The organism is Ruminococcus sp. (genome assembly GCF_024684275.1).
Genome location: NZ_JAIKXF010000022.1, coordinates 27,152 through 41,006 on the forward strand (window position 1 = coordinate 27,152; position 13,855 = coordinate 41,006).

Below are 13,855 nucleotides of genomic sequence, written 5' to 3' on the forward strand. Positions count from 1 at the left end.
ATCAATCCTTTCTGTAAGATAGGTACAGATCATCGATCCTTGCTTTCAAGTCCTCAGGAGATAAACCTTTTTCAAAGGCTTCATTCACTGTAGAATCAAAGTCTGTCAGTACCTTTTTTCTGAATTCATCATAATTCTGAGCCGATACGAAGCTTCCGCGCCCCGGAACAGAGTAAATCACTCCGTTGCGTTCAAGCTCCTGATAAGCCTTTGACACAGTATTAGGATTCACGCCTGTTGACTTCGCAAGGCTTCTTACGCTTGGAAGCTGATCATTCTCTGCAAGAGTACCGTTTATTATCAGATTGACTATCTTATGATATATCTGTTCATAAATGGGAATCCTGCTTGTGAGGTCAATAGAAAACATAGGCAGCTCCTTTCTGTAGTCAGTGTACTATGGTATATAGTACAGTTGTTACACTTGAATAATAACATATTATTTCTCGTTTGTCAATAGCTTTTCTGAAAATTTCAAAAACTCCACCTTTTACTTTCGGTGGAGTTTGCTTCATATACAGGTTTGAATCTTTTCTTTACCAAACATGATATAAAGGTAGATATTCCATCACACATTCGGTAATTATGCATAAATTACAGATGCTCATCAGTTATCTATTTGTAACCTTAAAATTTTATCCTTTCCTTTATATTACAGAGATCGAAATCAATAAAAGTGCCTGTTTATAGCCATTTGCAAAATTTTCATTCATACAATAAACTAAAATACATCTTCAAATTGTCAGAAATGTATAGTTTTTTTAAGGAATATACAAAAAACATTTAAGATATATTTAAGGACTATTTAATAATTTCTGTGTTATAATTTAAATGAACAGCAAAGCTGTGTACGCGTGGTCAGAGCAGCATAGCTGCTGTTTGGGATTATAGAGGACTTTTTCTGCAATAATAAAGGGGTAATTTTTATTAATGCAGAAATATATCCGTCCATTTCAAATAGACGAAAGGAAAATGTAATTATGAAAACACTAACACAAGTCAACACAAGTACAATTGTAAGAAAATTTCCTGAATGGGCAAAGGTAGATCGTGTCATCAATGGGGTAAAGATCTACAACATGAATATTTTTGACAATATCATGACCTTCAATCAGGATAATCTGGACGGTGACGCAATTGATTATTTCGGCACAAAAATAACCTACGGCGAGCTGCCTGCACTCCGCGAAGCCTATGCAAAGGGCTTAAAGCTTGCAGGAGTCAAGGAGGGCGATGTTGTAACTCTTTGTCTTCCTGTCAGCATTGAAAACCTTATGCTGCTTTTCGCCTGCAACCTTATCAAGGCTGTCAGCAACAATGTAAACTTTTTATTCCTGAAAGATGATTTTCCGCTTTATACAATGGACAAGGGTTCAGAAGTGATCATCACTCTGGACGCATTTCTGCCTTATTTTACTGAGCATCTTTCGGACAGCAGCATCAAAAAGGTAATCCTTATGAACCTTGACGATTTTCTCCCGCCCGAAAAGAAGGGGATGTTCCTTGATACATCAGAAATGCCTGAGAAAATGCAGGAAGTATTCGACATTAAGCAGATAACAGAGTGCCTTATGAACCTTGACAAGATCAAGGGCGTTGAATTCATTCGCCTTGAAGACCTGAGAAAAGCAGGTGAAAACAGTGATATTGAGCTTGATCTCGGTCCCACTGACCTTGACCGCGATATCAGCTATTTCTATACAAGCGGCACTACAAGCAAACCAAAATGCGTTGTTTATAAGGAATATTCGCTGAATGCATACGTTGAAATGCACGCAGGTCTTGATACTCAGAATTATGTAGGAGAACGAAACTTCCAGTGCATCCCGCTTACTCATATGACTGGTGAAAGAGTATGCGCTATTATGCCTCTCGCAAGAGGAGGTACACTCGTTCCGAGACCTATATACAATAAATACACCTTCGCAAAGGACCTTTCCGAGACAAACTGCAACTGCGTTATGGCAACCGCAAGCTTCTATCTTACAAGCGTAAGACAGGGAGTCCTCTCCCCTACTGCTCTGGAAATGCTCAGACGTCCTGCTTCCGGAGGAGAGGCTGTAAACGTAAACTCAGTACGCAAGATAGACAAGTGGCTCCGTGATAACGGCTGCAATGTGAGATTTTCACTGGGCGGCGGTGCAAGCGAAGAGGGCGGCGCTACTCTTGTTACATATTTCATGGACGAAGAAACAAAAACAAATGAGACCGGCAAGCCTCTTGAGCCTTACGTATATGTAAAACTGGTGGACGATGACGGAAATATCGTTGATGAAGACGAAGTTCTTGCTAATCTTCACGCTTCAAGCCCTGCATCAGCAGACCGTTATCTTAACAATCCCGAGGCTACAGCAGAGCGCTGGTACTATGACGAAAACGGTATGAAATGGGGCGTTACAGGGGATATTGCTGTAAGACACGCAGACGGCTCATATACTATCATGGGCAGAGCCTCAGACTCATATGTTGATAAGCACGGCAAGCGCGTATATCTCTTTATGATAGAAAGCACTCTCGACGAAAATGATCCTATCAACGAGTGGGAAATAAGCGCTTTCAAAAATGAGCGCGGCGGCTATGATGTTGTTGGTCAGATAATCCTTGATCCTGATGTTGCTGAGCCAAGCGCTGAGCTTGTTGAGTATATATGCAATAAGTATCACCTCGATGCTGTAAAGTTCTACAAGGAATTTGAGATAGGCGAAATAACTGCTAAGAGAGACTATATCCTGCTCACTCATGATTACAGAGGATATGTTGCACCTTGCGGAAACGGTCGTCTTTTACTTATAGATTATTCAGAAAACGGAAGTACAATAATTATAAGAACAGGCAAAAACTTTGTAATACCAATAACAGAAAGCTACGGCGAGGAGGAAAAGTAATGAAGACATCAAAAATACTGGCTGCACTCGTTTCAGCAGCAACATTAACAAATACAGCAGGAATATCTGCTTTTGCCGCAAACAGCGACACAGCTCTTACAAATGGTGAATATAACTATGTGGCACTTGGCGACAGTATCGCCGCAGGCTTCGGTCTCGCAGACGGAAGCATTACAGAGGATCCTGCACTTATAATCACAGATAAGCTTCTTGCTGATCCTGTAAAGGGTGCGTATCCAGCAATTTTTACAGAATATATAGAAAAACTTGGTACGGAAAAGGGCTATAATGTCAAGGGTACAAACCTTGCTTCCACAGCTTATCGTGCTGAGGATATTGAAAAGACGATAAAGACTCCCGGATATAAGGGTGAATTTGCTTCCGGCATACTTGAAGCGTATATTGGCGAGGGCGCAAGCGATGTGCTTACCCCTTACAATGATTACTACAATAAATACCTCTCTGAAGCTGATCTTGTCAGCATCCAGCTTGGAGGAAATGATATTATCATGAGCATCATTCCACAGATGGTCTATGGTGAAAATCCTATTCTCAAAGCCGCAGGTATGTCCCTTATGCTTACACTTTTCGGAACTGATACACAGACTGCTATCGGTGCAGGTCTGCAGGTCATCAACGAGAGCAAGGACAGCATTTCCTCTGAGGATTTCATCGAAGCCGCAAGCTTTATGTACAATGTAAGCGCTAAGGCTGATGAACTTGTTGACGAGTCAGCAAGCCACGTAAAGAGTGTTGTTGAAGCTGTTAAGGAGATCAACGGTGACGCTGACATAGCTCTTTTAGGTATGTTCAACCCATACCGTACAGCAGATAGCTCAGAGGAAATAGAGGAAGACATCTTCAAGGTTCTCGGAAAGATATACGCCGAGGCTGCAAATGCTGCCGCTGAGAGTGAGGACGAGCTTACAGCAAGCGGCAAACAGACTGTAGATTACATAAACAGCCTTAATGAAAAGGTAGACAAGATCACCGAGATCAAAGATATCATGAATAAGTACAACGATCAGTCTGAGCTTGAAGAGATATTGACAATGATCGAGGAATACGATGACATCGCTGAGGTTCAGGAGCTTTCAGAGCTTATAACCGCCTCTGAGAACACTCCTGCAAAGGAAGAGCTTATGGCAGTTCTTCTTAAATACGATGATATCAGCGAACTTCAGGCAGTTATTGATATTATCAGGAACTATGATGATCTTTCAGAACTTTCTGACCTTATGGGTGTCATGTCAAAGTACCGTACAGCTAATCAGACAACAGCTGCAAATGCGATCGCAGCTGAGGTAGCTGCTCCTATGGCAATGCAGGTAGCCGGCAAAAATGTTGATCCACAGATGCGCCGTCTTAACGAGAAGCTTATTGAGATTGCAGCAGAAACAGGTGCTACCTATGTTGATGTTTACAACATTTCACCGGAAGATGACTTTGATCCTCATCCAAATGCAAATGGTCACAAAGAGATCGCTGATATTCTGTTCAATACAATGTCTGAAACTATCAATAAAAGAATGGTAGTTCCGGAGCCTGTTGAAGAGCCAGCTCCTGAAGAAACGCTTCCTGCTGAAGAGGTATCAAATTACAACTTCAGAGTTCTCGGAGATGTCAATGGCGATGATGAGGTAAATACAGATGACGCAATGCTCATAATGTCTCACGTACTTGGTTATATACAGCTTTCAGACGCTGATCTCAGATATGCTGATATCAACGAAGACGGTGAAGTCGATTGGTACGACAGCTATGTACTTATGTTATTCACAAGTGATTACAATCCAAGATACAACTGGTACAACACCAATCTTTACACTATGGGATACTTTTATCCGACAAGACCTTACGGCAGAATGCACTCACCTTACGGAAGAATGCACGCTCCATACGGCAGAGTAAGATAAAAACGAATTATCGGGGCTTTATGCCACGATTTTGTTTACAGAATATTTTTTACCGCGATATTGCTATTTATTGCTTTATATGCTATACTATCAATACAGACAATTTAAATTTAACATGGGTGAATATTATGAGAAGATGCATTGATGAAGCTCCATGCAAGGTTTGAGGGAACTGCATGGAGAATAACTGAATAATCCCCTCGGACTTTGCATTTCTGACGATAAATAATATCAAAAGGAGCAAAGTCAAATGAAAACTTCAATAAAACAGCTCAAAAGCTACCTTTTACTTTGGGGAACACAGTCACTTTCTGCGCTGGGCAGTTCAATGACTGCCTATGCACTTGGGCTGTGGCTGTACAAAAACACAGGTTCAGCACTAAAAACAGCTCTGCTGACTGTATGTTCATATGCGCCATATGTGGCAATGAGTATTTTTGCAGGCGCACTCAGCGATAAATGGAACAAAAAGCGAACTATGCTCATCTGTGACCTCTTTGCGGCATTCACAACCGCAGCAGCCTTTTTTCTTGTCAAGACAAATTCTCTTGCACCGTGGCACCTTTATATACTGAATTCTCTTAACGGTCTAATGAATACAGTACAGCAGCCTGCAAGCGAGGTGGCAGCAACTCAGCTCATACCAAAGAAATACTATCAGAAAACAGGAGCTCTTCGCTCGCTTTCCCAATCCATGAATACCATACTGACGCCGGTATTTGCAACAATGCTCTTTGCATTCGGCGGTATATCAGCAGTTATGACTGTTGATCTTATCACATTTTCGTCAGCCTTCATTGTATTGCTGATGTTTATAAGTATACCTGAACCCGAACATAACAAAAAAGATAATTTATCAGTAATTTCTTCTGCAAAGGAAGGTCTTTCATGGCTCAAAGCCAATCCGATGATTCTGAAACTGATATTCTTTCTTGCCGGCATAAACCTTATAGCCTCGGCTTATAATGCAGCGCTGTCCCCTATGATACTTTCTAAGTCTAATGGCGGTGATGGTGTACTCGGCACAGTCAATTTCTGTGTCGGAGCAGCAACATTTGCCGGAACATTCATAGCTTCGGCCACACCTCCGCCGAAAAGCCGCATAAAAGCGATCTGTCTTTCTCTTTTCTGTTCAATGAGCACGGAAAATTTTCTGCTTGCTTTCAGTGATTCACCCATAGTTTGGTGTTTGGCAGCTGTTCTTGGCTGGCTGTTCATACCATATATGGGCGCAAATCTGGACGTGGTATTCAGAAGCACTATACCTGCTGATATGCAGGGCAGAGTTTATTCATGCCGAAATACTCTGCAATTCTTCACTATCCCCGTTGGATACCTTTCAGGAGGATTGCTTATAGATACTGTCTTTGAACCGTTAATGTCGGGACAAATCGCTGATAACATACTTGTTTCACTATTCGGAAGCGGCAAGGGGGCCGGAGCAGCCATGCTCTTTGCTATACTTGGAGTGTCGGGAGTTGCTGTTTGTGTTATATTCAGTCTGCTTCTGTCAAAGGAAAAGAAATAAAAAACTCTCCAAGATCCAGATCAATACTTAACAAAAAACAGGCTCACTTTAAATCAGTGAGCCTGTTTTGGTATCATTTTATGATCACAGTTTTAACTTTATGTCTATATTAACATTTTCTTTTTTTACAATTATTCTGTTCCGCGGCGCTTGTCTATTATACCACGTTTTTTCTCGGGGTGAAGCTCATAATACTGCTTTTTATCAACGTACATAAGCTCATCTGCGTTATGAAGTGCAAGACGAACATTTTTTACATCACTGTCATAAGCAGCACCTATGGCAAATACCACATTTCCGTATTTTTCAGATGCCCTGCGAAGTTTAACCTCTTTCTCGTGCAATTCTTCCTCTGTGACATCAGTCAGGATAACAACGAATTCATCGCCGCCTGCACGGAATATCTCATGTATTGCAAAGACATCACGCAGAGCATTGGCTGCATTTTTCAGCAGCTGATCTCCTGCAATATGTCCTTCACCGTCATTGACAGCTTTCAGACCATTCAGATCAGCAAACAGGACACCTACAGACTTTTCTGATGAGCTCTTAGCAAGTGCGTCAACATAATTATTCATCTCATTACGATTCATAACTCCTGTAAGCATATCTGTCGAGCTAAGAACATGAAGCTTGTCAATTAGGCGATAGCTGTATAGCTCCGAAGCCAGAATAAACGTGGTCAGTTCAAGAGTTTCCTTAATGATATCAGCTGATTCCATACTAAAGTTGATTGCCCAGATATAGCCCAAGAGCTCATTTTTAAATTCAAGCGGAAACAGAACGATGGTCCTGCCGCCTGCTTCTGTGATAGACTTGTGCCATATAGGATTACGTTCTCTGACTATTTCCATATCGTGCTCATTTTTAACGATAATACAGTTGCTTCCTGAGATGGTATCCTTCCATGAATCCGCTATATCATAGAATCCATCATCTATATAATGTTCCATTGGCAAAAGCTTTGAACCAGCCGAAAAAGCTTCGCAGAGAACTGAACATTTTCGATTTTCGGTATCCATGAGAAGAATACAACAGTGTTCTGAATCGCATAGATCACGAAGATCATTACAGATCGAAGCCATAGTTTCTTTGAAATCATCAGGGCTTCGCAGCTTGATACAGGTCTCAAGTACAGCTGAGGCTATATCGGGAGATATAGTGGATAATCTTTTAGCATCGGGCTTGAAGTTTACTTCCATGATGTAAACACAGTAGCAGATATTGCCATCTTCGTAAACAAGCGGAAGGAATGTCATATTGAACCAGACATCAAACCTTGCCGGATGTGCATAGGCGTGAATGCATTTTTTGTTTATAGCTGCATTATAGCAGGCGTCTTCAAAATTCATATCACGTGTCAGATAGTTCGTGTATTCACTGTTAGGAATGAATTTCTTTGTAAGCATAGTAAGGTTGTCAGCAGGTCGTTCGATACTGTCTATGTAAGGCTTATTCCCTGTAACAATACGTAATTTCCCGTAGTTTCCGTTTTCAAGCTTCTCAACAGAAACAACACAGGCTGCCGCAGGAACGCTATCAACAAATAATTGAAAATCCATAAAAGCTCCCCCTTTTTATATAAATCGGATAAAACAATTTGTATAATATTTAATTTTTAGTGCCTTATATTTATTGATAAAAGCTTTTTCTTATTTAATTCTAACATTCTATACATGATTCTTCAATAATTTTTTATTAACAATATAATACACGCAGCATTTTTGTCGCTTTCTACAAATAAAAGCCATTTTTATTGTTGATAATAACAAAAACCTGTATTAAGTGTTTTTCTTCACTAAATACAGGTTTTTAATATGTTTTCCATATTATGTCATGCTTAAATATTATCCGGCATTTTTAGTATACCCATAATTTCTGCCTTTTCAAGCAGCTTTTTATTTCCGCTATTCATTGTGCCGAAACTTTCGGTACAGCATATGACTTCACTGCATTTCTCCATAACCGACATGGCTTTATGTACACTTTCATCGTTTATGGGCTCAAATGCTTTTTCTGAGATAAGCTCCGCCGCAAGACTTTTTGCAGTACTGTATTCCACATCATTTTCATGGATAACTCCAGCAGCAAATGGTATGCCTTGCCGCTGTAAGCGGCGATATATGGAGATACCGCTTCCTCCTCCGCCGATGACAAATATCTGAGGCTCACCCTCGATGCGCTGAGCCTCCGCAGTACCGAACAGATTATCAAAAGTGCCGCAGCTTATATCATACAACTCACTTATATAGCTTCCGCCGAAAATTTCTTCGGGAGTGCCTATCCTATCGGCTTTACCGTTAGAAATGCAGAGTATCTTATCAGAGAAGCGCTGTGCGAGATCAAGCTCGTGGAGCGTTTGAACAACAGCTATATCTTTGCTTCGTACAAGTTCCTTGAGTATGCCAAGAAGCCTAAGCTTGTTATTGATGTCAAGGAATGAAGTAGGCTCGTCAAGGATAAGTATCTGCGGCTGCTGAGCAATAGCACGTGCAAGCATGACTATCTGCCGCTGACCGTCGCTGATACGGCGTATATCAGTATCGGCGAGGTAGGTCACCCCTGTCAATTCCATAGCCTCATGGACAATTTTCCTGTCATTTGCTGAAAGAATACCAAGTCTGCCTGTGTATGGATACCGACCGGTTGAAACCATGTCCTCACAGGTCATTTTTTCAGCAGTTATCCTGTCAGTGAAGCATACAGACAGACTCTTTGCTATATCATTAAGGCTCATGGAAATGATGTTAGTATCATTTATTCGTACAGCTCCGCCAAGCAGCGGCAGCTGTGAGGCGATAGTCCTCAGCACAGTGGATTTGCCTGCTCCGTTTTTCCCAATAATAGTAAATATCTCTCCCGAGTGTATTTCAAAGTCAAGTCTGTCAACTATTACTTTTCTTCCATAGCCCACAGAAAGTCCTTTAGCAGTAAGTACCGTTTCCTTCATACTGCACCTCTTTTCTGACTGCGGCGGCTCAGCATTGCAGCAATGACGATGGGGGCGCCAAAAACTGCTGTGATAGTACTTATACTCAGCTCCACAGGAGCAAAAAGCATTCGTGCAATGAGGTCACATATCAGACAAAAAACTGCTCCGCCCATAAATGATGCAGGAATAACTATGATAGGCTTTGCAGTCCCGAAAGACGTCTTTATAAGGTGAGGGACTGCTATCCCCACAAATGAAACAGGTCCTGCAAAAGCTGTTACACAGGCTGAAAGAATGCTTGAAAGAAATATCAGCGCAAGTCTGAAAAGCTTAATGTCAACGCCCATGTTTTTAGCGTAGCTTTCACCAAGCTGATAGGCACTCATAGGCTTTGAAAGAAAAAATGCCGCCGTAAAAGTCACCAGCACTATAACTGCCATGACCTTTACGTTATCCATATTTATGCCCGAAAAGCTTCCCATTGACCAGTTGTGAAGATTGACTATATTGGCGTCATCTGCAAAGGTAACAGCAAGCTCTGTGACCGCTGAGCATATGTAGCCTATCATCACACCTGCGATAATAAGCTGAGCCATGTTCCTGACCTTGCCTGACAGGAGCAGTATTGCCCCCATCGACAAAAGCGAGCCAATAAATGCTGCTCCGACCATTGAGGCTGAATTAAGCATTATTCCGTTCTGCATAGCAAACATCATAGCAATAGCAACAGTAAGCTTTGCTCCCGATGAAACTCCCAATATGTAAGGACCTGCAATAGGGTTGTTGAAGAAGCTTTGCAGTAAAAACCCCGATACAGAAAGAGCTCCGCCCAGTATTGCCGCTGAAGCAGCTCTCGGGAGGCGTATCTCTGCAACTATTGTATGAGCGGGGGAATCGTCCTCTGAAAGTGCTGAAAAGACCTCTGAGAACGACAGATCAGTAGTACCGCTTACAAGCTCAAGAATGAAGAAAAATGCTGTCAGCAGCAGAAGTACAGCAAAGCCTGCCGTCCAGCGAATAACTCTTTTTTTATTCATTATTTCACCTCATTCAAGTCTGTGAAGAAAGGTTAGTTCGTTGTTTGTTGGTTCACCTGTGAAAACTTTATTAAGGTCGATCATCATGTCAGCCGCACCTGTGGACTGTTGAAACATATTCTGTCCCGTACACCATACATTTCCGTTTTTTACAGCCTTGAAATCAGCAAGAACGCTGCTTTTTTCAATAAGCTGGTCAATGCTCTCAAGCTCGCCGTCAATTGTGCTGTTGTAGATGAGTATATCCGCGTCGTGTGCAATATCATAAAATGTCTCAGTCTGGATATTCATGGTTGACAGGGCGTTTTCGTCTGTATCAAGGTCGTCGGCTGTGAAGATATAACGTCCTCCTGCAAGGTCTATCATCTTGGATACATAGTCACCGGGCTTACGTATGCTGACATATCCGCTGGAGGTGATATAGAAGAAAGCGGCTGTCCTGCGCTCAGACTCGGGAATATCATTCACAGAAAGCTCCTCAAAAGCCTTTGTTTTCTCGGTGAAGAGCTGCTCCGCGGCAATGTAGTTTCCTGTGATAAGTCCGTAAAGCTTTATCCATTCCATGCGTCCGAGCGGATGCTTCTCATAGCTTGAACGTTCCACAAGCACGGGTATATCAAAGGATTCAAGCTGCTCTTTTACCTCGGGAGTATGGTATATCATAGTTGACTCAATAGCAATACCGCAGTTGTCAGAAACAAGGCTTTCGTAGTCAGGCGAACTGTACTTCCCGATATATTTTATTTTCCCCGACTTCACTGCGTCACGGATATGAGGCAGACTCCAGCCGCTTTCGGCTGTTGAGATCATTTTTACTTCGTCAAGCTTGTCTATACCGTCAAAAAGGTCCATAGCAGAGGAAGCTGCAACGTAGATATTTTCAACAGGCTGCTGTATCACTGTCATTCCCGAGGTATTGTCAGGTACAGCAGTCCCCTCCGGAACTATAAGAAATTTATCATCTCCGACAGTTACCACTGAACAGCCATTTTCACAGTAGTCAACGCTGAACTGCTCAGCGTATTTCAGTTCCATGCTCCCTGTAATATCAAGGTCGGCGGCTGCTGATTTCTTTGAACAGCCGCTGACGAACAGCAGAGCTGCTGCTGTCAGAAGCGATACATAACGTCTCATTTTGATTCCTTTATGGATTCCGAGTCAAAATAAAGTGTATATTCTATCATATGCGGCTCACTCATCGCAGTAGTTTCAGCCTGTATGTGCATTCTGTAGTCAAAGCCGCTTACAGGTATCTTAAAAGCAGAGCGTCCGTCAACTATTTCGGGAGTATACTCCAGATAGTTTACAACCATTTTGTCGTACTTGTCGCTGCTCCATTCAATTACAGCAGAAGCCTTTCCGCCGCTGACAGTCAGCTCGGCAGGTGAGCTTACGGAAGCCTTGCCGGAACCGCCTTCAAGCTTTACATCAATACTGTATTTTCCGTCCTTGAGACCGAGTGATTCAACAGTCGCATACGGCAGCTCCTTAAAGGCTGTATCAGGAAGAGAATCTGCACGGAATACAAGAGTGCGTCCGTACCATTCCTGCTTCTTTGCACTGAGAGCAGCGCACTGTATCTCCTTATCGAGCGCCTCAACAGGAACAGTGAAAACAGCCTGTTCATTTTTGTTTGCGGTACAGGTTATCCTGTCGGTTTCCGAACCACTCTCAGCCTCGTCCTCTGTGCCCATGAAAAGGGCATCGTAGGACTTGCTGTCAATAATAATATCAGCGGTCATTCCGTCCTCGCTGACATGAAGTATGCAGTCAGCTATCTTGAACATAGACGAACTTGAATCAACTGATATATGGTAGTTTCCCATGTTCAGTTCATCAGCCCTGACCTCTGTCATGCCCTCGAAGCCTACTTCGTTCTGAGGAGCTGTTTCGTGCTCGGTAGAAGCTTCTGTTGTTGTTTCAATCACTACTTCAGCAGTTGTCCCGGCAGCAGACTGCGGAACTGTTGTTGAAGCAGTGCTGCTCTGCTGTGAGCTTTCCTTCTTTGTGCCGCATGAAGCAAGTACGAGCATACTTATAAGCGAAAGTGCAATAATTCTTTTTTTCATAGTTTACCTCCTATATCAAAATCGGGCAGCTATTACTGCCCGATTTATTTGTTACTTTATGGAATCAACCGCTGCCTGAGCATGCTCAACATAGAGCTTTCTTATCTCCTCGTTCTCTCCGAGACCTCTCAGCAGACACTTTACTTCATAGCCCTCAGCCTCGAATACAGACTTCCATGAATCCTCTTCGTCACCAGCCATGTCGTTGTTTGCGTGATCGCCTGCAACTACCATGAGCGGCTCAAGAACTACCTTTTCGTAGCCGCCTGCCTTTACCTTTTCGAGAACGTCCTCAACAGACGGTGAAGCCTCAACAGTTCCGATGAAATAATTTGTGTGACCGTCAACGGTAAGGAGCTCCTGCATCTTAGCGTATACGCCGTTAGACTCAGCCTCTGTACCGTGTCCCATGAAGCAGATAGCTGTCTTTCCGTCATCGTAATCCTTTGTCCAGTCAACGATAGCGTTCTCGACACGCTTGAAGTCATCATCTGTTGTAAGGAGAGGCTTGCCTATAGCTACCTTTTCAAAAGCATCGGAATAACCTGCGATCTCGTTGACAATATCGTTGTATTCAAGGCCGTCCATAAGATGAGTAGGCTGAACAACAAGATTTTTAACGCCGTTCTTCTGAGCTCTTTCGAGTGCCTCCTTAACGTCGTCTATGACTTCGTTATCACGGCACTTAACGTGGTCAATGATTATGTTTGCAGTAAAACCGCGGCGTACAGAGTAATCTGGAAATGCTTTTTCGAGGGATTCCTCAATAGCTCCTATGGTAAGACGGCGGCTGTCATTGAAGCTTGTACCGAAACTAAGCACAAGAAGCTCATTTTCACCTATCTCGTCCTGATTTCTCGGGTTGTCAAGTGAAGCATCGCCTGTATCGTAGTTCTCCTCATCGTCTACCTCAGCAGGCTCTGTAGTTGACTCAGCAGCTGTTGTATCCTCAGCAGTTGTGTCATCAGCAGTAGATGCCTCTGTTGCAGAGGTTGCGGACTCCTTGCTCTCAGATGAGCTCTTTGAACCGACGCAGCCTGTAAGAGCAGAAGCGACGACAGTAAGTCCCATTAAGAATGCGATCGATTTTTTCATATATATCTTCCTTTCTGTGAAAGGCATGACCGCGCATAAAAAATCCTTCTGATTTATCAGAAGGCATTGCAAAAAGGCTCAATAAAGAGCCTGAAACAGTACGATCAATACCTCGTGACCTGACCTTTCGGTCGTGTACCAACAAACGGCAGGTTTCCTGACTTATACCTCATTGCAGTATACAGCCTTCCCGATTTCTCAGTGACTATTTTCGTATACTGCTCCGCAATTACAGTGACGAGATCGTACAGGGGTCGAACCTGTTTCCCTTTTACCTTTCCGAAATTATCGGAAAGCACCGTCTGTTTTATTTAATTTTTATTTTTTGACCATAACATATTATAGCAGAACATATTCCAAAATTCAAGCAAATCACGTATTTTATACGTTTGC

Annotated in this window: 10 protein-coding genes and 1 riboswitch; of the genes, 3 read left to right on the forward strand and 7 right to left on the reverse strand. The window is 42.6% G+C overall.

Features of this window, described 5'->3' with window-relative positions; all coding sequences use genetic code 11:
• Position 1: 1 nt before the first annotated feature.
• Entirely contained in the window at positions 2 to 370 is a 369-nt protein-coding gene (locus K5677_RS02615; RefSeq protein WP_296724319.1) for a GntR family transcriptional regulator, read from the reverse strand.
• 610 nt (positions 371 to 980) lie between these two features.
• On the opposite strand from K5677_RS02615, the gene K5677_RS02620 reads away from it, so the two are divergent.
• From K5677_RS02620 to K5677_RS02630, 3 genes are all read left to right on the forward strand, one after another.
• Entirely contained in the window at positions 981 to 2,885 is a 1,905-nt protein-coding gene (locus K5677_RS02620; RefSeq protein WP_296724320.1) for a class I adenylate-forming enzyme family protein, read from the forward strand.
• A complete protein-coding gene (locus tag K5677_RS02625) occupies positions 2,885 to 4,801 on the forward strand; it encodes an SGNH/GDSL hydrolase family protein (protein WP_296724322.1) in 1,917 nt (638 codons plus the stop codon). Before K5677_RS02620 ends, K5677_RS02625 begins: the two co-directional genes overlap by 1 nt.
• A 250-nt stretch (positions 4,802 to 5,051) precedes the next feature.
• Positions 5,052 to 6,329 carry an MFS transporter gene (locus tag K5677_RS02630; RefSeq protein WP_296724323.1) on the forward strand — a complete coding sequence of 426 codons (1,278 nt, stop codon included), beginning with the start codon at positions 5,052 to 5,054 and terminating at the stop codon, positions 6,327 to 6,329.
• Positions 6,330 to 6,460: 131 nt separating this feature from the next.
• Here K5677_RS02630 and K5677_RS02635 read toward each other — a convergent pair whose 3' ends face one another.
• From K5677_RS02635 to K5677_RS02660, 6 genes are all read right to left on the reverse strand, one after another.
• A complete protein-coding gene (locus tag K5677_RS02635) occupies positions 6,461 to 7,891 on the reverse strand; it encodes a GGDEF domain-containing protein (protein WP_296724326.1) in 1,431 nt (476 codons plus the stop codon).
• Between the two features lie 278 nt (positions 7,892 to 8,169).
• Positions 8,170 to 9,279, reverse strand: a complete 1,110-nt coding sequence (locus K5677_RS02640; RefSeq protein WP_296724329.1) for an ABC transporter ATP-binding protein — start codon at positions 9,277 to 9,279, stop codon at positions 8,170 to 8,172.
• Positions 9,276 to 10,298, reverse strand: coding sequence for an iron ABC transporter permease (locus tag K5677_RS02645; RefSeq protein ID WP_296724331.1), 1,023 nt, complete (start codon positions 10,296 to 10,298; stop codon positions 9,276 to 9,278). The genes K5677_RS02640 and K5677_RS02645 overlap by 4 nt, the downstream gene beginning before the upstream one ends.
• A gap of 9 nt (positions 10,299 to 10,307) precedes the next feature.
• Positions 10,308 to 11,432: an ABC transporter substrate-binding protein gene (locus tag K5677_RS02650; protein ID WP_296724334.1), complete on the reverse strand. Its 1,125-nt coding sequence runs from the start codon at positions 11,430 to 11,432 to the stop codon at positions 10,308 to 10,310.
• Positions 11,429 to 12,367, reverse strand: a complete 939-nt coding sequence (locus tag K5677_RS02655) for a hypothetical protein (protein WP_296724336.1) — start codon at positions 12,365 to 12,367, stop codon at positions 11,429 to 11,431. The genes K5677_RS02650 and K5677_RS02655 overlap by 4 nt, the downstream gene beginning before the upstream one ends.
• Before the next feature lie 51 nt (positions 12,368 to 12,418).
• Positions 12,419 to 13,462, reverse strand: a complete 1,044-nt coding sequence (locus K5677_RS02660) for a sirohydrochlorin cobaltochelatase (RefSeq protein WP_296724339.1) — start codon at positions 13,460 to 13,462, stop codon at positions 12,419 to 12,421.
• Positions 13,463 to 13,591: 129 nt separating this feature from the next.
• Positions 13,592 to 13,780: riboswitch (cobalamin riboswitch) on the reverse strand.
• Positions 13,781 to 13,855 lie beyond the last annotated feature (75 nt).